Below are 18,763 nucleotides of genomic sequence, written 5' to 3'. Positions count from 1 at the left end.
ACCATCCACTTACCGTCCTTGTTGCTGATGGCGAGCGAGGACGGTAAGTGGATGGTCCACGCCGATACCGATAAGGACACCCTGAAGAACGCGCCGAAGTTCGAGTATTCCAAGAAGAAGATGTGATCCCCGTAGACAAAGGAGACCCAATCATGAAGCACACCCTTCTCGCCTCGGCGCTCTTGGCCGGCCTCGGCCTTTGCGCCTTCAGCCTGCCCTCGGCCGCCCTGCCCATGAACGCCTCCGGCGTCACGGCCTCGGATGGCAGTGACCTCGTTCAGGTCCGCATGTCTCGGCGTGAGATGCGCCGCCATCGCATGATGCATCGTAACCATCGGATGCGGCAGGGGTCGGCCAGCCGCGGCAACGCCAGCATGCCCTCGCGCAGTCAGTTCGGCGGGCAGCAGTACGGCGGGACGTCCGGCGGACCGCGTCGCTGATATCACTGAAACGGGCCTGTATGGTCGCTAGCTGCGCAAAAGCACCCTGAGACGCCGCCGGATGGCACGCCCGCCACCGGCGGCTTTCCCATGACCCAAGGGTTCTCATGATTTTCTCGGAAGCGCTCGGGCGCCTTGAAGGGCTGGGGCGCTCCGCCGCTGCCCTTCTGCCGGGGCTAGCCGTCGCCCTCGTGCTCTTCGGCCTCGGCCTGCTTATCGCCCGAGGGGTCCGTGCCGCCGTTCGCCGCGCCGCTACGTTGCGGGAGGCTTCTCCCGGCTCCGCCTCGGTGCTCGGGCGCATCGCCGGCGGCATGACCATCCTGGTCTCGTTCCTGGTGGCGGCCTCTGTCGCCTTCCCCTCCGTCTCCGCCGCCGACCTGTTCAACCTCCTCGGCATCGGCGGCGTCGCCATCGGCTTCGCCTTCCGCGACGTGCTGCAGAACCTGCTGGCCGGGATCCTCATCCTGCTGACCCGCCCCTTCATCATCGGCGACCAGATCCGGGCTGGATCGCACGAGGGCACGGTCGAGGACGTTTGGGTGCGAGCGACGGTGCTGCGCACCTACGACAACCAACGCGTGCTGATCCCAAACGCCACGCTGTTCGTCGACAAGATCACGGTCATCACCGCGCACGACAAGCGCCGCCTCGCCTTCCCCCTTACCATCGGCAACGGCGACGACATGAAGGAGGCGCGTCACGTCATCGTCGAGGCCCTGCGCAGGACTGAAGGGGTCCTGGCCGAGCCAGCCCCTGAGGCGCTGGTCACGGGCCTCGGGGCCGCCGGCGTCGACATGACGGCGCGCTTCTGGATCGACCCGCCCCGGCGACGCGACGCGATGGATGCCCTCGACCACGCCATCTCAAACGTCAAGGACGCGCTCACCGCGGCCGGGATCGACCTGCCTTACCCCACGAGCCAGGTGCTCCTGCACGATCAGACCGAGGCGTCGGATGGCGACCGCACGCGCCAGCGCGAAGGCTGGCCCGCCGGCAAGAGCCCACCGCGCGCGCGATGGAAGGTGCTGCGCGAGGACTGGGACGACGTCCAACGTCGGGACGCCGAACGCCGAGGTTCGGAAGGAAAGGATGAACTGGCATGAGGGCACGCCTGCGAGCCTGGATCGAATCCCTCGGCGATCAGTTCTGGCTTCGGCCCGCCCTGATCGTGATCGGCTGCATCGGCCTCGCCCAGCTCGGGATCTGGCTGGAGACGGCCCATGTGGCCGGGTACGACGCCTCCTCGCCGGACCAAAACTGGGGCTATTCCGGCGGCGCCGAGGGGGCCCGGGCGCTCCTTAGCGCGGTCGCGTCCTCGACCATCGGGGTCGCCGGAACTACCTTCTCCATCACCATCGCGGCCTTGACACTGGCGTCCGGGCAGATGGGCCCGAGACTGCTGCGCAACTTCACCCGCGACGCCCGTAACCAGATCGTGCTGGGCATTTTCCTTGGCACCTTTGCCTACGCGCTCATGGTCCTGCGCACCGTGCGCACGGTGCAGGAGAGCCCTTTCGTCCCGCACCTCGCGATCACGGGGGCGATGCTTTTGGCGCTCCTCTCTCTCGCGACCCTCGTTTGGTTCGTCCACCACATCGCAGCCAGCATCAACGTCGAGACCGTCGTCGACGCGGTCCACAGTGACCTCTGCGCCGCCGTCGAGGCCCGGACCTGCGAAGCGGCCGGTATGACGCTCCCGGACCGACTGCCCACCGGCTGCGGTGTCTCCATCGACGCCAGCGGCTACCTCCAGGCGGTTGACGAGGACGGGCTGGCCGATTGGGCGCTGGAGCACGGTGCGACCGTCGCCGTAAGGGTGCGGCCTGGTGATTATGTGCCGAGCGGGTTCCCCGTCGCGTTCCTCTCCGACGGGATTGAGGATGCGGAGGCGGCGCTTAGGCGTTCGCTGACCTTCGGGCATCGTCCGGCCGCCCTGCAGGACCTGGAATACTCCATCCGGCAACTCGTCGAGGTCGCGGTCCGGGCGCTGTCGCCGGGCATCAATGACCCCTTCACGGCCGGCAGTGTCGTCGACCACCTCGGCGACGCCCTGTGCCGGGTTGCGTCGCGCCATCTGCCCACCGGTGCCGTGGTCCGAGGCGGCCGCGTGCCTGTGGTCGTGCCGGTCACCGACTACGACGGCCTGTGCGATGCCATGTTCCACATGATCCGCCAGAACGCCGCCGGTTCGGTGCACGTGCTCGCCCGCCTGCTCGACGTGCTCGCCCGCGTCGCCGAGGTGGAGCGTATGACGAACCGGACCGCCGAACTCGCCCGGCACGCCAACCTCGTGGTCGCCGCCGCCCGGCGAGACGTCGCGGATCCTAACGACCTCGCCGACCTCGAAGCGCGTCACCGCCACTTCCACGCCGTTGTGGCCCCGTTCTCCCCGGCATCCGTTTAGGAACAGGCACGGTCTCGACCCAGCGTCGGCTGCACAACGTCGGATTATCTGAGCGCCAAGCCGGTATGCGACCAGAAGACGTAGTAGGCGGCGATCATCAGCACCGCATAGGCGGGTGCCAGCAGTGCCCCCAGCTTGAGCAGGTCCGTTGAGGTCCAAGCCGGTCGCTCCTCGCTCTGGAAGATCAGCAGCGCCTTCGAGGAGACCGGCAGGGTGAGGCAGTAATCCATACCCGCATTCGCCAGGAAGGCGACCGCGACCGGGCTGAGGCCGAGCTTGTCCGCCAGGAGTAGCAGGGGCGGCAGCAGCGCCACCACCCGCGCGGTGTGGGACACCATGTAGAGGTGCGCCGTCAGGCCGAGCGCCGTCAATCCGAGCAGGATCGGGAGGGGCGGGCTGTCGGACCCAAGGCCGCTCGCTGAGAGCGCGGAGCCGATCAGCCATTTCGCGGCTCCCGTCGAGATCAGGGCGCGGCCGAGGACGAGGGAGGCCGCGATGAACAGGACGAGCGACCAATTCACAGCCTTCACACCGTCCTCCCAGTCGAGGACACCGACAACAGGCATCGTCAGGATCACCGCGCCAACGACCGCCACGGTGGCGATACCGAAGGGATGATAGCCCTCCGTCAGCCACAGACCCAGCATGGCGAGCACCACGGCCCCGGCCCGCCACTCCTTGGCGGACAAGGGGCCTGACGACGCCTCAATCTCCGCGACCTGCCGAGCCCGGGTCTCGGCATCGAGGAAGAGGTGGCCGATCAGGAATGTCGTGATCAGGCAGGCGGCAACGCCGAAGGGAAGTCCCCAGAGCATCCATTGCCCGAAGTCGATGCTCTGGTCTGAAAGCCGCTCCAGCAGGTCGACGGTGACGAGGTGGGAGCCGGCGCCGGTAAGGCTGCAGATCGTCGAAAGCACGATGAGCGCGGGGATCAGCAAGCCGATGGCCTTGGCGAGGCGCGGGTCGTCGTCAGCCTCGGTCAGGCTGCGATGCAGCGGCAGAAGCACCGTGGCCCGCCCGGAGGTGGAGGGGATCAGGAAGGCGAGCGGAACGATGCCGAGGGTCAGGCGCCACATTAGCCCGCCGACGCTGGTCCCGCGCCCGGCGATCAGGGCGGTGAGCCGGCCCGCGAGTCCACTCTTCTCAACCGCCGCGCCGAGCACGAAGGTGCCGATGACCAGCCAGACCACCTTCGAGCCGAGGCCCTCAATCAGCGCTCGCTGCTCGACGGCCCGGACCGCCACCAGGGACACGGCCGCGGCGACGGCAACATAGGCCGCGCTAAGCCCGGTCAGAACCCAAAGGATGGCGGCCCCGCCGAAGGCCAGCATGGCCGCCCGCGCGGGCCAATCCAAGTCTTCCGGGAGGGTCACGGCGAAGGCCAGGGCCACAAGGAGTCCGGTGGCCGAAAGCGTCCGTGCGCTCATCAGATGCATGGCGGGCAGATTCGCGCTGGGACACGCGGCGGTGGGACCATCGTTTGATCAGGACGACCTGCAACTTCGAACGCGGCACGCCCAGTTTCATGCCCGCCCCTGGGGCTCGGGGATGCCAACAGGTCATGAAGAGTCATTGGCGGTTCGGGTCCTTGGCCGCCAGGGTCTTCGATGACGAGGGGCAAACATGGGAAGGGCCCGCCTCGGCAGTGCTCGGCGGGCCCGGTGGGGTGGTTTCGATCAGACGGCGTGCCTTAGCAGTTGTCGTCCTTGCCAAGGCCCTGGTTCGCGCCGGCGTTGTTCATGGCGCCGACCGTGCCCGGCGAGGCCGGCTGTTGACCGCCGGCGAGGTTCTTGCTCGACGTGCCCACGCCGTTGCCCTGGTCGTTCTTCGCCTCGGTGCCCGGCTTCTCGCCAACCATCTGGTTGGTGCCGACGTTGTTCATGGCGCCGACCGTACCCGGCGAAGCCGGCTGGGGGCCGCCGGCCAGGTTCTTGCTGGACTTGTCGACGTCCGAGCTCTTCGGGTTCACGTGGTCCGGCGTTGGGTCCTTGGAACGCGTCGCTCCTGTGTTGCAGGGGGCTGTGAGGGCCGGCACGGTCAGGGCGAGGGTGGCCACGGCGACAAGGGCGATCGTTCTCATAAGCGTTTCCTCAAGGTTTTTATTTTGTCGTCGACAAGACATAGGGCGGCTTCGGGTTCCTGGGCGAAACCTCCGCCACCGAGGACGTGAACGCGGTGCCCACCGCATCCAATTGCTCTTCTGACGCAGTCGACGACGGCATGACGACACTGATGCGTGCCCCCTACCGGAGGGTGAGCGCGTCCAGCCAACCGTGGGAGGCGGCGTAGCGGATGATCTCGGCACGCGACCGCAATCCGAGCTTCTCGGCGGCCCGGGCCTTATAGGTCTCAACCGACTTCACGCTGACCTCGAAGCGTCGCGCGATCTCCTTGTTGCTGAGCCCCTGCGCGATCAGGCGCAGCGTCTCCGTCTCTCGCGGGCTAAGCGTCTCGCCGGTCTCGGCCGGCTTGGGCCCCGCCGCCGCCGCGGAGCCGTCCCCCAGGGCATGACCAGCGACGGACGGGTCGAGGTAGACCCCGCCCGTCGCAACCGCATGGACCGCCCGCAGGAGGTCCTCGGCCGCCGAGCGCTTCAGGAGGTAACCCCGAGCGCCGGCCTTCAGCAGCGGCTGGACGTAGGCGGCGTCCTCGTGGACCGTGAGAACGAGGACCTTGGTTCCAGGGCACTCACCCGTGAGGCGCTCCGTCAATTCGAGGCCGTTGAGGCCGGGCATCGAGACGTCGATCACGGCGACGTCAGGCGCCACGGAGCGGATCAACGGCAGCGCCTCCCCGCCGTTCGTGGCCTCGCCGACCACCTCCACCCAGGGATCGGCGTTCAGCAGCGCCCGGATGCCGGCGAGGACGACGGGATGGTCGTCGGCGAGGACGACGCGGATTAGGTCCGTCGGGAGGTCATTCATGCGTTAGGCAACCTGCGGAACGGGTATCGAAATGAACAACGTCGTGCCGACGCCCGGTGACGATTCCAGCGTCAGCGTCCCCCCGAGGAGGGACAGGCGTTCGCGGATGCCGGACAGGCCAAGGCGCGGCTTGGCCGGCGACCCGTCCGCAGGGGGGCAAGAAACAGCCTCGGGATCGAAGCCTACCCCGTCGTCCTCGACGATGACCCGCATCTCCTCCGGGCGGTGGTCGACTGATACGCTGACGGTGGCGGCCCGCGCGTGCTTCAAGACGTTGGTGAGGGCCTCCTGCACGATCCGGTAGACGGCGCTCTCGGTGGCCGGGGGAACCCGGCCTGGCTCGCCGAGGAACTCCAGGTCCGCGCGGACGCCATGGCGCTGGCCCCACTCGCGCAACAGGGTGGCGAGAGCCTCGCGCAGGCCGAGGTCGTCGAGGGCCGTCGGTCTGAGGTCGACGGCGGCGCGGTGGATGTCGCGTCCGATCTCCCCGGCCAGCGCCTGCAGCCACTGGACCTGGCGCTCGGCCTCCGGTGATATACCCCGCGCTTCGAGGAGCCGTTCCAGCCCCTTCAGGCCGAGCGAGAGGCCGGTCACGGTCTGGCCGACTTGGTCGTGCAGCTCGCGCGCGATCCGGCGCTGCTCGTTCTCCTGCGCCTCGCCGAGGCGTCGAAGAAGTTCGAGGCGCTCGGCCTCGGCCCGTTTGCGCGGCTCGATGTCGGAGACCACGCCGTAAACCAGGCCGGCGGCGCCGTCGTGCAGTCGGGGCGCCCGGCCGGTAAGGCGCACCCAGCGCGGCTCGGGGTCCGAACCAACGATGCGGAATTCGACGTCGAGGGTCGCCCCGTCCGCCAGGCTCCAGCGCAGGTCGTCGGCGAGCCGGGCGCGGTCGTCCGGGTGGATCGCCTCGGTCACAGCGCCGGCGGCCGCCTCGGTCTCGCCCTCCTGCACGAAGGTGGTCGTCCAGCCCAGGAGATTGGCCGCGCGCGGCGAGCCGGTCACCGTTTGCCGGATCGTGTCCCATCGCAACGTGCCGAGCTCCGCCGCCTCGGCTGCCACGGCGCCCTGCTCCTCGCTCGACCTCAGCGCCAGGGCGAACCGGGCCCGCTCGCCCGCTCGCCGCTGGGCCATGTCGCGGCCCACTAGACCGACCAGCGCCAGGGCGAGGCCGATGCTGAGGACGCTGCCACCAGCCAGCACGAGGTATGAGCGCAGGACCGGGGCGTTCAGCGTCGCGGCCGGCATCCCGAAATGCACCGACCAGCCCCCGGTGTCCTTCAGCGTGCGGTAGACAACCTCGACGTTCGAGCCCTCCAGGGTGGAGCCGGTGTAGAAGCCGTTCGGCGAGTGCCGGATGGCGGCCTGCAGAGCGGCGTCGGCCGGTTGGCCGAGTTCCTCGGCCTCGGCTTGGGTGCGGGCAATGGTGTTGCCGTCAGCATCGACGACGGTCCCGACCCAGCCCTCCGGAGCGCCGGCGTCACGTAGGATCGAGCTGACCGCGTCGTTTGCGAGACCGACCGTGAGGATGTAGCGAAGTTCGCCGTCCCTGGTAACCGGCACCCTTAGGGCGACGAGACGCTTGCCCGAGACCGCGCCGACGGGACCGATGCCGCCGACCACGGGACGACGGGTGCGCACGACGGCGTCGAAGCTCCCGCGGTCGGCCGTAGGTCCGAGCTCGTCGTCGAGGGAGCGGAGCAGGTTGACGATCTGGCGCCCGTCCGGTCCGGCGAGCTCGACGGTCTCCCAGAGGGGACGCCCTCGCTTGAGCCGCTCGGCCTCGGCGTAGAACGCGGCGAGGTCCGGCTTGTCGAGGGTGGCGGACGCGGCCTCGGCTTCGAGGACGGCTACCTGCGCAGCGATGTCGGAGGCGACGCGTTCGGCGACCCGCGTCGCGCTGGCCACGGCCGCGCCGCGGGTGAGATCGCGCTGCTGCTGGGCCATGAGGGTGGCGACCCAGCCGCTCAGCAACAGCACTGGGATGGCCGCCGCCACCGCGAGCGCGACGAAGGTCCGACGGTTGCCGCGGTCCAGCCGGGGCTGGCTGGTCGGGCCGGGGGAGGCTTCATTCCGGGTGGTCATGCGACAGGCACTCGAACCGCTCCCTTGCCTCGGATGCTTCCGGGCGTACGGTTCCGCGGTCTCTAGCCCATTGCCTCCAGGTCTCCGAGTTCGGTGCCGGGATCCCTACGGGGAGGTTGCTGCCAGACCCAATGTCCCGCCGACGTCGCGTGCCAACGCCGCGGCCTTCGAGGCGATGGCCGGGTGTGACACCCTCGTGCCCGGCTCCCAGGCCGATCCGTCGAAGCCCTCGAACCAGGCCCGACGCTCGCGGGAATCTGCGGGATAGGGACAGGCATCCCTGGGTCGACCGGTGGTGCGGGCCCTGGCTCCCTGCCGGATGACTTCCATGATCATCGGTACTCGCCCTTTCGCTGCTCCGAGGCGTACTCGGCACACCCGAGTAGCGCCCGGATCGCGGCGACCGACAAGCTTTCGCGGCCGTTCCTGCCGGTCTTACCGACGCGTGTCAGGGCAATCCGGACAAGCGACGGAGCCGAACGGGCTTGACCGTGGCGGGGGCGCAGCGCCGGCTCCCCAGGAAGGGGGCGGAGACCCCGGTTCGGAGCCCCCCGCCCGCGCGTCTCAGTAGCCGCAGCCGAGGTAGGGACGGCCGTAGCCGTAGCGGACCGGGGCGTAGCCATACCCATAGCCGTAATCGTACGGACGGCCGTAGCCCGCGCCGTAATAGGCCTGTCGGACGGCCGCGGCGGCAAGACCGAGGCCGAGACCCGCCGCGAGGCCGAACCCGCGGTAGCCGCGCCGGTAGCCGTAGCGTCCGTAGTGGCGCCCGTAGCCGTAACGGGCATGGCGGAAGCCGATCCCGCGATAGCCCCCGAACCCGCGGTGGTGCGACCGGAAGCCGATGCCGCGGTAGCCGTGGTGTCCCCGGAAGCCGCCGAAGCCGTGATGCCCGCCGAAGCCACCGTGATGCCCGTGGAAGCCGTGTCCGCGCCCGAAAGGACGCGCTTCGCTCGACGAGGCGAACAGGACGAGGCTCGATACAGCCGCAAGGGCGAATGCGATGCGTTTCATGGGTCTGATCCGAGAGGGCCATGCGTGACGGAGGAGAGGTTGGTCCGAAGTTTCGATCCGGGGTCACCTCTCCGGCTCGGAGGACCATCTGTGTCGTCGAAGGCAGCCGTTCAGTCAGAGAAGCCCGCAGTCTTGTCGGGATAAACCTGACGGCCCCTGGGACGCTCTGCCGACGCGGCTTGCAAACGTTTCGGCGCCATACGAAGTCAAAACGGTGGTTCCAGGCGTCCGGGTCGCGCTGCGGCGACGGTCGGGTCCGGAGCTTCCTCGGTCAAGCCGACAAGGAGCGCCATGAAGGAAGCGATGGGTCGAACGGCACGTCTGGTCCGCACGCTCCGGCGGCGGCCCGCAGCCTCGCCACCGGTCGACGGCGTCGGCGGAACGGCGGCGTCGCATGAACCGTCCGTCGAGGACTGGGCCCGATACGGCGGAGGGCTTTTGGCGGCCGACCTTGCCCCGGGCCAGGTCCGCGCCCGGTCGTCGGACCATGTGCTGCCGACCTAAGCCGGGCCCGAACCGCGAAAGGCCTTTGCACCAGGCTCCCTCGGCCTGCCGCAAGTGGCGAGGCTGGCCTCGGAAGCTTCCGGGACCGGCCAACGATAACGGCATCGATGCCTTGGCGAACCGCTTCCATACGGTCGGCCTCGCCACCCTCGGATGCTTCGTCGTGCTCTGCCTATCCTTCGCCTACGCATCCTGACCGAGGATCGGTCGATCTCAATTCCCTCACGCCTTCGAGGCCTGCCTTGCCACGCGTCACCAGCCGCAGACGGCCCTGGAAGCAACTCGTGTTCGCCAGTCACCCCAGCGGGGAGCCAGGCACGTCCGACATCGTCATGGGCGTGCTTGGCATCGCGCTCCTCGCCGGCTTCTGCCTGATCATGGCCGCCAACGTCGTCGACGGTCTGACAGGGGTCACGGGCTGAGGTAGCCTCGTCAAGACGAAGCGTCGGTTATGGGCAGGCGTGGCGTGCGCCGTCGTTGCCGAGGTAGGTACCGCTCGATGCGTCGTAGGACCGGAATCGGCGCGCGCAGGCCGCCACGACCTCGGCGCCCGGCGCGCCCTGCGCCTGTGAGTTGGCGATAGCCCCACCGATAATGGCTCCGGCGGCGAGGCCCGCCACGCCGGCTCCCACCGCTGCGCCGACCCCTGGGCCCCGACGGTACCCGGCTCGGTCCGTATGCGGACGTCTGTCCGTCGGTAGATGATCTGGGATAGTCTGCGGTTTTCAGGAGCGGAGGCTCTGGTCCATCCGGGGTGAGAGGTTAGGCAAGCTGCCCCTCGTGGCGCAATCAGACGATGCTCCATGACCACCACGATAGGCTGCTTAATGGCGTCTTCTGATCGAAAGCAGCCGGACCGCATTCCACCCAGCCCAGACGCTGTCCCGTTTCTCAAGAGCCAAAAAGCGGACCTTCCAAGGGTCGGCAAGGTGGCAACGCCGGAAGGTAGCCTTCCTGCCTGTGAATGTCCGGTTTAGGGGGACGCTTAGTTCCACTCCTAGTACGAAGTAGTCGTCCGTCGCAATTCGGACGAACGTCAGTTTCACAATTACGCCTAGCAAAAACACAGAGTGTATCATACCGCTCGGCTTTGTCATAAAATTTGGAGCTCGCGGCTCTCAAGACGAGGCGATTGTAGTGCGGTCAATCTAATGCTCTTCGTATACCAGCGGATTTGGCCTTAAGTGCTCACCAGAGCTTTCAATGCCTTGCGATCTGTCTTGCCAACCCCGTTGGTTGGGAGCACTGCAAGGCTACGTATCTCCGTAGGGACGTAGATCCTTGCAAGTGCGCCCCTGATAAAGTTCTTGAGATCCACTTCGTTTAGAGATTTCCCCTCGTGTAGGACGACGAAGGCGATCGGCACCTCGCCGAGGTCGGGGTCCGAAGCGCCAACGACACAGCAATCGCGGACTGCCGGATGGGTCGCGAGCTGCCGCTCGATCAGGGCCGGCGAGATGTTCTCGCCGCCGCGGATGATCACGTCCTTGATCCGGCCGGTGATCGCTAGGAAGCCGTCTTCGTCGAAGCGGCCGAGATCGCCTGTGTGCAGCCATCCGTCGACGATCGGCTGCTCCGCGCTACCGAGGTACCCGGCCATCAAGGCCGGTCCGGTGATCCGGATCTCACCTTCCCCACCTTCGGGAGCCAGCGCATTTGTGACCGGATCGAACAGCGAGACCGTCTGGCCCGCCAGGACGGTCCCAATCGTTCCGATCTTACGCCGCTCCGGCGGGTTCATCGTCGAAGTGCAGGTCGCCTCTGATAGGCCGTAGGACACGACAAGCGGGACGCCGAAGGCTGCTTCGATCTGCTCGTGAAGGGCGGGCGTGATCGGGGCCGAGCCGCAGCGCAGGAACTTCAGCGACGGAAAGCGCTCGCCCGGCACTAGGTGCGGCAGCATCCGCGCGTAAATGGTCGGAACACCCGTCATGTAGGTCGGCCTGTCGTTGCGAAGATGCTCGATAGCCGGCTCAGGCTTGAACCGATCGAGCAAAATCAGGCTCGCACCGGCGAGGAAGGGTACGATGAGCTGATTGTTGACGCCGTTGGTGTGATAAAGCGGCATGACGTGCAGCAGCCGGTCGTCTGGCGCGGTGCCCGTGTGCTGCACGACCCCCTCGGCGTTGCAGATCAGCGCACCATGGCGGAGCAGCACTCCTTTCGGCCGGCCGGTGCTGCCTGAGGTGAACAGCAGCATGGCGTTGTCTTGAGGCCCGAGCGCTTCGTCAACAAAAGCGCCTTCCCCCTTGAGGTCGCTCAAGGATTTGGTGGCCAAGCGCGTCAGTATCGAAACGTGGAAGCGGGCGATCAGCGTTTCGTCCACGACGAGGTGGCGCATGCCGACGACCTCTGCCTGTTCCGCGAGAATGTCAGGAGCGAGGCCGGGTTCGAGGAAGCAGACGCAGGCACCCGCCTGCATCGCGCCGAAATAGGCAGCGATGGCGTCAACCGTTTTCGAGGCGATCACGCCGACCATCGTGCCGCGCCGAACATCCCAAGCATGGAATCCCGCCGCGAAGCTGTCGATCCGGGTTTGCAAATCTGTGTAGCTAACCGACTCCGGGGTGATGATCGCCGTAAGGCCAGCGGAAGCATGGCGCGTCATCGCCTCACGAAGGCGTGCGCTGATCGACTCGGCCATTACGTCGGATCCTCCAGGTTTATCTCGTTCTCAGCGCAGCTTGATCGCCGCGTCGCGTTCGAAGTCGCCGTCCGCATCAAGTTTGGAGAGTGCGGTTGCTTCCGCGTCGGTGGGGGGAGCCGTGGGACCGGCGCCCTCTGCTTCAAAGGCGAACCCGGTGCGGGCACGAACCTCGTCGAGACTCGCTTCCGGATGCCAGGAGGATAGGACGAGGCGTCCCTCTCGCTTTGTGAACACGGCGATCGGCGTCACCACTCCATGCATGCCGCCGGAGGCCGTGACGAAGTCGAGGGTCTCAACGAGCGTTCGGGTCGAGTGCTCAGTGCGCCAGGTGACGGCCCGCTTGGCGGTCGGGAGCATCACCGCGCCGCCGCCGCCGCCGGGCAGCCGGACCTTCGGGGTGTGCCAGTCCCCGATTACCGAGACGTTGGTGCGCCCGAGCCCGTCGACTTGGGCCGCGCCGAGGTAGCAGAGGTCCATCTGGCCTCGGGTGCAGAGGTCGTAGAAATCCTCGTTGGAGAAGATCGAGCGCGAGCCCTCTGCCAGCACCGGGTCGGAACTCGAGATCGGAACCTTCGAGGGGCGCGGATCCACGCCGCCAGCGACGTTGATGTAGGTGAAGTCGAACTCGTAGGCCCGCTTGGCGACGAGGCAGGCCAGCATCGGCAGGGCCGAGTTCACGCCGCTGAAGGTGATCTCGCGGGGGCGGACGAACCGGGCGAGGTTCGTGACGATGTAGGAGAAGCCAGACCATTCACCCATGGGCTGCCTCCCGGGTCTCGGGGGCAGAGTCGAGGTGCTGTTTCAGCACGGCCGGGCCGTCCTTCATGTAGGCTTCCACGGCCGGGTAATCGACCTCGTAATGAGGCCAGCACGAGCCCGGCCAGGCTCCGTTCTCGACCACGCTGATCGCCTCGACGAGGAAATGGGGAATCAGCGTCAGCTCCGGCTGTTCCCGGAAGGAGGCGCTCGGCGCGAGCTTCTCGGCGACCACCAGCACGCGCTTGGCGGACCGGCTCATGATTCTGTCCCAATGAGAGGTGCCGTAGACGCGGACGTCGCCCTCCTCGCTGACTTCGTTGGCCATGATCACCGCAAAATCCGGTGTGATCTTCGGGATGGCGTAGACAGATTCTCCGCTGCCGTAGGGGTCCATAATCTGCTTCCAGCCGTTTAGGCCCGGCAGATCGGAGCCGTGAATGCCGCCACAGGGCATGAACGGCACGCCGAAGGCCGCGGCGCGCAGACCCGCCGTCAGGGTCGCGCAGGCATGTTCCTCCAGCAGGATTTCTCCCCGTTCGACAGCCTTTCGGTACCAAGGCGCCAAGCCAAAATTACCTTCCATGGCGACGATGCCAGCCCGGGCCCGCGCCAACGCACCGGCGCGGCACAGGATGTCGATGTCGTAGCCTGGGGACTGCTTGATGACTTCGAGGTCCTTGCGGCCCTGGCGGATCAGTTCGCGCACCAGGGCGAAGGGGCCACGGTGGAGGAAGCTGCCGCCCAGAGCGAGCGAGCTGCCATCGGCGACCAGGGCCGCGAGCGCCGTCAGCGGAACGATTTTTGATGGGTGCGAAGCCAAGTCGGCCCTCCAGATCGGTGTTTCGTGTCAGGCGCGATAGACTCGGATCCGCTCTTTGAGCCCCGGCCACGCGGCCGAGGCGACGAGGTCAGCGAGATCCAGCGCCCGCGTGTCCCTAGTGGTGGCAGCGTTGAGGGCGGCATTCGCCTCCATGGACAGTCGAACAGACGCCTCGGTCGCCGTAGCGACGATTTCGCCCCAGTCGTCTTTCGAGGCAGCCTTCGTCAGGAAGCCGGCGGCCAGCGCTTCGGCGGCGTCGAAGGCCTGACCTTCTCCAAGGACCTGCCGGGCCAGCGCGTTGCCGACCCGTTCGGCATAGCGGCGCGTGCCGAGCACCAGCCCAAAGGACAGGCCCGGCATCCGGAAGGTCGCGCCGGGATCGGCGACGCGTCGGCCGCAGGAGCATATCAGGTCGACGCCCGCGCCAAAATTCCGGCCGTGTGCGAGCGCGAGGGTGTCGAAGGGCGCGTGATAGACTGCCTGCAGCAGCTGCTCGATCCGGACGAAGCGCAGGAGGAGATCGCCTTCCGATTGATCCTCGTAGCCGCCGAAATCGAAGCCCGCACTGAAGTTGCGCCCGTTGCCCGTGAGGACGAGCAGCCGAACGTCGGACGTGCTCGCCTGCCGGATTTGGTCGAGAAGCGCGTCGACGAGCGGTCCTGAGAGCGCGTTCATCTTGTCGGGACGGTTGAGCGTCAGGGTCAACGTGGCGCCGTCCCGCGCTATGAGAAGCTCGTCCATTATGCGTTCTTCTCGACGGCGACGGCACCGAACACCTCGTCGTTGTGTTCGCCGAGCCCCGGCGGATCGCGGTAAATTGGGAACCCCTCGCCCGAGAATCTAAGCGGCGAGACGAAGGTGCGTGTTTCGACGCCCGAGGGCAGCGTGACGGGCTGGACCCAACCCATATGCGCGACCTGCGGGTCGGCGAGCGCCTCGGCGTAGCTGTTGATCGGCGAGCAGGGCACGCCGGCCTTCCGGAAGCGTGCGAGCAGGTCGGCGCAAGAATGGGCGGCGAAATCCTGCTCCAGAATTGCAAGCAGCTCGGTTTGATGATCGGCACGCAGGGCAGTGGAAGCGAAGCGCGGATCGTCGATTAGGTCCGGCCGTTCGATGGCGTTGCAGGCCGCGCGATAGAGTGCGTTGTTGCCCGCCGCCATGGCGAAGTATCCGTCCTGCGCCCGGAAGGCTTGATAGGGGGCGTTGCGCGGATGGGCGGAGCCGAGACGCTCCGGGGCTTTGCCGCTACCGAAATACTGGCTCGTCTGGAGGGCACCCATGGCGAGCGAGGCTCCGAACATCGAGGCGTCAATATGTGCACCGTTGCCGCCGGCGCGCACCTGCAGCAGCGCGGCCGCAATGGCATAGGCGGCATAGAGACCTGTCCCGAAATCCGAGATCGGAACCCCGCATTTAACCGGCGGTGCCCCCGGCTCGCCGGTGACACTCATGACACCGCTCATGGCCTGGAGCGTCAGGTCGAAGCCTGCTTCGCGTGAACGTGGCCCCTCCTGGCCAAAAGCAGAGATTGAGCAATAGACCAGCTTCAGCTGATCGACGCTCACGGTCGCGTAGTCGAGGTCGAGCCGCTGCATCACCCCGGGGCGGTTGTTCTCGAGCACGACATCCGCTGAACGAATTAGGTCACGTGCTTGGGCGTTTCCGGTAGGATCCTTGAGATCCAGCGTCACAGAGCGCTTGTTGCGGTTGAGTGAGGCGAAGTTCTCGCTAAAGCCCCCGCTGATCGGGGGCCAGGCCCGCATGGTGTCGCCGCCCTCAGGGTTCTCAACCTTGATGACGTCGGCACCCATGTCGGCAAGCAGCATAGCGCAAAACGGACCGGCAGCGACGCTGCAGAACTCGATGACACGGATGCCGGAAAGCGGTCGCAAGGCTTGTCCTCCTGGGATTACGCGGGTTCGCGCATCGCGCCAGTGCGGGTGATCCGCGGCGCGAGGTCGATAGGGTTGTAGCCAAGGGCGCGCGATAACCCGCGAGCCGAGTCGACGACCACGTCACTGAAGCGCCGCAGGGCCGCAGGATCGAGCCGATCCGAAGGGCCTGAAATGCCGATCGAGGCGATGGGTTTGCGTAGCGCGTCGTGGACGATGGCGGCCAGTCCGCAGACACCCTCACGCCACTCGCCACGATTGATCGCGAAGCCCTGCACACGCACCTGCTCCAGCTCGTGCCGGAGCATGTCGAGGCTGGTGATGGTGCGCGGGGTGTAAGTCGGCAGTGGATCGGGAAGATGCACCAGCGCCTCCTCCTGATAGGCGAGCAGTGCCTTACCGGACGCGACGCAATAGGCTGGAGCCCGGCCGCCGATTGAGGAATAGGCCCGCACCGGCTGCGGGCTCTCGATCTTGTGCAGGTAGATCACATCGGCTCCATCGAGCAGCGACAGGTGGATGGTCTCCTGGGTTTGGTCCGCGAGCGAGCGCATGAAACGCTCCGCGACCTGCCGCACATCTACTCGAGCCAGAACCGAACTTGCCAGCTCGAAGAGCTTCAGGGTGCATTCGTAAGTGCCCGCCGGGGTCGCCCGGACATAGCCCGCTGCGACCAGTGTTTGCAGCGTGCGGTGGACGTTGCTCTTAGTAAGGTCGAGGACTCGGGCGAGCTCGCTCACCCCGCGTGGCGCCTCGCTGGCGGCGAGGTGCTCCAGAACAGTCAGGCCCTTGAGAAGCGTGCTATCCATCGTTCCAATATTCAATACGGCGTTCTGAATAAACTCATACCGCTGGAGATCAAGGAGCGTCAAGACGATCTCCGGAGAAATCGGAAGAATGCTTCAAAGAATGGACAGGACTACCGAAAAATCATGCACGATGGCTCCCCAACTGATTGACGGACGGGAGATGATTTCCTTAGTGTAACAGACCACAGACCGATGTTCTAAATAATAGAACAGAAAATATCGGCTGTTATGCTTCCGCTCACCGAATGCTGAGGTGATCGAGGCAATGTTGCACTACGGGAGAGAACCAATGGACGCCATAGCAAAGGGACCGCCGACCAAGAAGGATGTCGTCCGCGTTGTGAGCGGCAACTTCCTCGAAATGTTCGATTTCATGGTCTATGGCTTCTATGCCTCGGCCGTGGCACAGGCCGTCTTTCCGAACGACAACGAGTTCGTGTCGTTGATGCTATCCCTGATGACCTTCGGCATCGGCTTCCTGATGCGTCCCCTCGGCGCCATCGTGCTAGGCGCCTATATAGATCGGCATGGTCGTCGCGCCGGCTTGATTCTCAGCCTTGCCATCATGTCGGTCGGCGTCGCGATGATCGCCTTCACCCCAACCTACGCATCCATCGGCCTTGCGGCACCTCTCCTGGTGGTCATCGGACGTCTACTCCAGGGCTTCTCGGCTGGGGCGGAGTCTGGCGGCGTCTCGGTTTATCTCTCTGAGATCGCGACCCCTGGAAACAGGGGATTCTACGTGAGTTGGCAATCAGCTAGCCAGCAAGTTGCCGTGGTCTTCGCCGCAATTATCGGTGTCAGCTTGCGCGGCATCCTGACTGATCAGCAGATGCTCGAATGGGGCTGGCGCATCCCCTTCCTCATCGGCTGCATGATTGTCCCCGTGTTGTTCTGGATTCGTCGCTCAATGCAGGAGAGCGAAGAGTTCACCCAGCGCACGAAGCGCCGTCAGCCGACTCTGCGCGAGATCTATGGCTCGCTCCTACAAAACTGGGTGATTGTGCTAAAGGCCGTTCTCCTCGTTACACTGACGAGCGTCTTCTTCTACATGATTACGGCCTATACTCCGACATACGCCCGCCAGGTCCTAGGCTTGAGCGCTAATGATAGCTTCCTTGTCACGGTCTGTGTCGGGGTCGCGAACTTTGTCTGGGTGCCCGTTATGGGGGCTGTGTCAGATCGGGTCGGGCGCCTGCCTGTCCTAATCACCTTCTCAGTGCTGATTGCAATTACGGCCTATCCGGTAATGTCGTGGCTCGTGACGGACCCGTCCTTCGCGCGGCTATTCGCGGCCTTGATGTGGATGTCATTCCTCTATGGTGGCTACCAGGGCGTGATGGTCGTGACGCTCACAGAAATCATGCCGGCCGACGTGCGCGCTACCGGATTTTCGCTGGCCTACAGCCTGGCCCAGGCCATCTTTGGAGGCTTTACGCCAGCAATCTGCACCTATCTCATCCACGTGACTGGCAATCGCGCAATGCCTGGATTGTGGCTCGCTTGCGCTGCTGTGTTTTCGATTGTCGGAACGCTGACGTTGTTCCGCAATACAAACCTATTCCGTAGGGGTACCTTAGTAGCCAGCTCAGCCTGATTAAAAACCTTGATAGAAGTACTTTGTTTGTCCAGCTTTTCGCAAAATCTTCAGACTGGCACTGCTGCGCCCGCGAAATGTCTCGAAGCTATGTAAGCGGACTCGCTCTAAAGCCGATGGCAACCCTAGTCCTCAAGGTCGACCGCGTGACCGTTCACCTGGAGGACCGGCCGGTGAAGTGGCGCCTGTCGAGCTGCCTTACCGAGGATATCCACGACGCCTCCATCCTGCGCTGACCGCGCGGACACCTGCAGCCGGTCTGGATCAGTGTTCTCGCCGCCGAGCCCGGGGCAGAATTTCCTTCCGATTGCCTCGCGGAAAGGCAGCATGAGCACCAAGAGCATCCCGACGGCCCCCGCCGGCGCGGGCAAGCCGGAGGTCGCCGGCGGTCGCATCGCCTCGCTGGTGCCCGGCCTCCTCGTCTGCCTCGCCGTCACGGCGGCGGCCCTGGCCGTGCAGGCCCTGGAGGAGCGCGCCACCGGCCACCCCTACGTCGAGGCCCTGGTCATCGCGATCCTGCTGGGGATCGCGCTGCGCACCCTGTGGAGCCCGGGCGAGCGCTTCCGGGCCGGGATCGCCTTCTCGGCCAAGCAGGTGCTGGAGCTCGCCGTCACCCTGCTCGGCGCCTCGATCAGCCTGGGCGCCATCGTCGCCTCCGGCACGAGCCTCCTCGTCGGCATCGTCGCCACGGTGGTGCTGGCGATCATGGCCAGCTACGCCATCTGCCGGGTGCTCGGCCTGCCGCCCCGCATGGCGATCCTGGTGGCCTGCGGCAACGCCATCTGCGGCAACTCCGCCATCGCCGCGGTGGCGCCGGTGATCGGGGCCGACAGCAAGGACGTGGTCGCCGCCATTGCCTTCACGGCGGTGCTCG

The 18,763-nt window shown here is 66.2% G+C and carries 18 protein-coding genes and 1 pseudogene; 6 read left to right on the top strand and 13 right to left on the bottom strand.

The window, feature by feature from the left end; translation table 11 throughout:
* The first annotated feature begins 152 nt into the window (after positions 1–152).
* The 3 genes from MFF30_RS19480 to MFF30_RS19470 all read left to right on the top strand — a co-directional run bounded on the left by MFF30_RS19480 (position 153) and on the right by MFF30_RS19470 (position 2,844).
* The gene (locus MFF30_RS19480) at positions 153–440 is read left to right on the top strand and encodes a hypothetical protein (RefSeq protein ID WP_238281277.1); all 288 of its coding nucleotides are present in this window, start codon (positions 153–155) and stop codon (positions 438–440) included.
* Positions 441–547: 107 nt separating this feature from the next.
* Positions 548–1,543, top strand: a complete 996-nt coding sequence (locus MFF30_RS19475; protein WP_238281275.1) for a mechanosensitive ion channel family protein — start codon at positions 548–550, stop codon at positions 1,541–1,543.
* Positions 1,540–2,844 carry a DUF2254 domain-containing protein gene (locus MFF30_RS19470; RefSeq protein WP_238281273.1) on the top strand — a complete coding sequence of 435 codons (1,305 nt, stop codon included), beginning with the start codon at positions 1,540–1,542 and terminating at the stop codon, positions 2,842–2,844. The genes MFF30_RS19475 and MFF30_RS19470 overlap by 4 nt, the downstream gene beginning before the upstream one ends.
* A gap of 44 nt (positions 2,845–2,888) precedes the next feature.
* Here the strand turns inward: MFF30_RS19470 and MFF30_RS19465 are convergent, their stop codons facing one another.
* The 6 genes from MFF30_RS19465 to MFF30_RS19445 all read right to left on the bottom strand — a co-directional run bounded on the left by MFF30_RS19465 (position 2,889) and on the right by MFF30_RS19445 (position 8,861).
* On the bottom strand, positions 2,889–4,280 hold the full coding sequence (locus MFF30_RS19465; protein WP_238281270.1) for an SLC13 family permease: 1,392 nt from the start codon (positions 4,278–4,280) through the stop codon (positions 2,889–2,891).
* A gap of 254 nt (positions 4,281–4,534) precedes the next feature.
* A complete protein-coding gene (locus MFF30_RS19460) occupies positions 4,535–4,924 on the bottom strand; it encodes an exopolysaccharide production protein YjbE (RefSeq protein ID WP_238281268.1) in 390 nt (129 codons plus the stop codon).
* Between the two features lie 163 nt (positions 4,925–5,087).
* Positions 5,088–5,768, bottom strand: coding sequence for a response regulator transcription factor (locus MFF30_RS19455; RefSeq protein ID WP_238281266.1), 681 nt, complete (start codon positions 5,766–5,768; stop codon positions 5,088–5,090).
* A 3-nt stretch (positions 5,769–5,771) separates the two neighbouring features.
* A complete protein-coding gene (locus MFF30_RS19450) occupies positions 5,772–7,847 on the bottom strand; it encodes a sensor histidine kinase (protein ID WP_238281264.1) in 2,076 nt (691 codons plus the stop codon).
* Between the two features lie 105 nt (positions 7,848–7,952).
* A complete protein-coding gene (locus MFF30_RS26110) occupies positions 7,953–8,177 on the bottom strand; it encodes a ribosome modulation factor (RefSeq protein ID WP_306424596.1) in 225 nt (74 codons plus the stop codon).
* A gap of 234 nt (positions 8,178–8,411) precedes the next feature.
* Positions 8,412–8,861 carry a hypothetical protein gene (locus MFF30_RS19445; RefSeq protein WP_238281261.1) on the bottom strand — a complete coding sequence of 150 codons (450 nt, stop codon included), beginning with the start codon at positions 8,859–8,861 and terminating at the stop codon, positions 8,412–8,414.
* Positions 8,862–9,607: 746 nt separating this feature from the next.
* Between MFF30_RS19445 and MFF30_RS19440 the strand changes: the two genes are divergently transcribed.
* Positions 9,608–9,787, top strand: coding sequence for a hypothetical protein (locus MFF30_RS19440; protein WP_238281259.1), 180 nt, complete (start codon positions 9,608–9,610; stop codon positions 9,785–9,787).
* A 27-nt stretch (positions 9,788–9,814) separates the two neighbouring features.
* Here MFF30_RS19440 and MFF30_RS19435 read toward each other — a convergent pair.
* From MFF30_RS19435 to MFF30_RS19405, 7 genes and pseudogenes are all read right to left on the bottom strand, one after another.
* Positions 9,815–10,030: pseudogene (locus MFF30_RS19435) on the bottom strand (BA14K family protein); the annotation flags it as partial.
* A gap of 515 nt (positions 10,031–10,545) precedes the next feature.
* Positions 10,546–12,009 (bottom strand): class I adenylate-forming enzyme family protein, encoded by a 1,464-nt coding sequence (locus tag MFF30_RS19430; protein ID WP_238281257.1) that lies wholly within the window; start codon positions 12,007–12,009, stop codon positions 10,546–10,548.
* Between the two features lie 30 nt (positions 12,010–12,039).
* Positions 12,040–12,771, bottom strand: coding sequence for a CoA-transferase subunit beta (locus MFF30_RS19425; protein ID WP_238281255.1), 732 nt, complete (start codon positions 12,769–12,771; stop codon positions 12,040–12,042).
* The gene (locus tag MFF30_RS19420; protein ID WP_238281253.1) at positions 12,764–13,591 is read right to left on the bottom strand and encodes a CoA transferase subunit A; all 828 of its coding nucleotides are present in this window, start codon (positions 13,589–13,591) and stop codon (positions 12,764–12,766) included. The genes MFF30_RS19425 and MFF30_RS19420 overlap by 8 nt, the downstream gene beginning before the upstream one ends.
* Positions 13,592–13,618: 27 nt before the next feature.
* Positions 13,619–14,296 carry an enoyl-CoA hydratase/isomerase family protein gene (locus MFF30_RS19415; protein ID WP_238281251.1) on the bottom strand — a complete coding sequence of 226 codons (678 nt, stop codon included), beginning with the start codon at positions 14,294–14,296 and terminating at the stop codon, positions 13,619–13,621.
* A 35-nt stretch (positions 14,297–14,331) separates the two neighbouring features.
* Positions 14,332–15,483, bottom strand: coding sequence for a CaiB/BaiF CoA transferase family protein (locus MFF30_RS19410; RefSeq protein WP_238281249.1), 1,152 nt, complete (start codon positions 15,481–15,483; stop codon positions 14,332–14,334).
* A gap of 17 nt (positions 15,484–15,500) precedes the next feature.
* Positions 15,501–16,355, bottom strand: coding sequence for an IclR family transcriptional regulator (locus MFF30_RS19405; RefSeq protein ID WP_238281247.1), 855 nt, complete (start codon positions 16,353–16,355; stop codon positions 15,501–15,503).
* A 226-nt stretch (positions 16,356–16,581) separates the two neighbouring features.
* On the opposite strand from MFF30_RS19405, the gene MFF30_RS19400 reads away from it, so the two are divergent.
* Together MFF30_RS19400 and MFF30_RS19395 are read left to right on the top strand one after the other, a co-directional pair.
* Positions 16,582–17,889 (top strand): MFS transporter, encoded by a 1,308-nt coding sequence (locus MFF30_RS19400; RefSeq protein ID WP_238281245.1) that lies wholly within the window; start codon positions 16,582–16,584, stop codon positions 17,887–17,889.
* Positions 17,890–18,216: 327 nt separating this feature from the next.
* On the top strand, positions 18,217–18,763 hold a 547-nt coding region (locus MFF30_RS19395; protein ID WP_238281242.1), incomplete at its 3' end, for a YeiH family protein.

The sequence above is a fragment of the Methylobacterium goesingense genome (assembly GCF_022179225.1).
GTDB lineage: Bacteria > Pseudomonadota > Alphaproteobacteria > Rhizobiales > Beijerinckiaceae > Methylobacterium > Methylobacterium goesingense.
Note: the sequence above shows the minus strand (reverse complement) of the source record. Positions and strands in the feature narration are given on the sequence as shown.

Excerpts from the sequence above, each read along its gene's own strand:
- MFF30_RS19480 (WP_238281277.1), top strand. The coding sequence starts at position 153 with ATGAAGCACACCCTTCTCGCCTCGGCGCTCTTGGCCGGCCTCGGCCTT.
- MFF30_RS19475 (WP_238281275.1), top strand. The coding sequence starts at position 548 with ATGATTTTCTCGGAAGCGCTCGGGCGCCTTGAAGGGCTGGGGCGCTCC.
- MFF30_RS19470 (WP_238281273.1), top strand. The coding sequence starts at position 1,540 with ATGAGGGCACGCCTGCGAGCCTGGATCGAATCCCTCGGCGATCAGTTC.
- MFF30_RS19465 (WP_238281270.1), bottom strand. The coding sequence starts at position 4,280 with ATGCATCTGATGAGCGCACGGACGCTTTCGGCCACCGGACTCCTTGTG.
- MFF30_RS19460 (WP_238281268.1), bottom strand. The coding sequence starts at position 4,924 with ATGAGAACGATCGCCCTTGTCGCCGTGGCCACCCTCGCCCTGACCGTG.
- MFF30_RS19455 (WP_238281266.1), bottom strand. The coding sequence starts at position 5,768 with ATGAATGACCTCCCGACGGACCTAATCCGCGTCGTCCTCGCCGACGAC.
- MFF30_RS19450 (WP_238281264.1), bottom strand. The coding sequence starts at position 7,847 with ATGACCACCCGGAATGAAGCCTCCCCCGGCCCGACCAGCCAGCCCCGG.
- MFF30_RS26110 (WP_306424596.1), bottom strand. The coding sequence starts at position 8,177 with ATGGAAGTCATCCGGCAGGGAGCCAGGGCCCGCACCACCGGTCGACCC.
- MFF30_RS19445 (WP_238281261.1), bottom strand. The coding sequence starts at position 8,861 with ATGAAACGCATCGCATTCGCCCTTGCGGCTGTATCGAGCCTCGTCCTG.
- MFF30_RS19430 (WP_238281257.1), bottom strand. The coding sequence starts at position 12,009 with ATGGCCGAGTCGATCAGCGCACGCCTTCGTGAGGCGATGACGCGCCAT.
- MFF30_RS19425 (WP_238281255.1), bottom strand. The coding sequence starts at position 12,771 with ATGGGTGAATGGTCTGGCTTCTCCTACATCGTCACGAACCTCGCCCGG.
- MFF30_RS19400 (WP_238281245.1), top strand. The coding sequence starts at position 16,582 with ATGGACGCCATAGCAAAGGGACCGCCGACCAAGAAGGATGTCGTCCGC.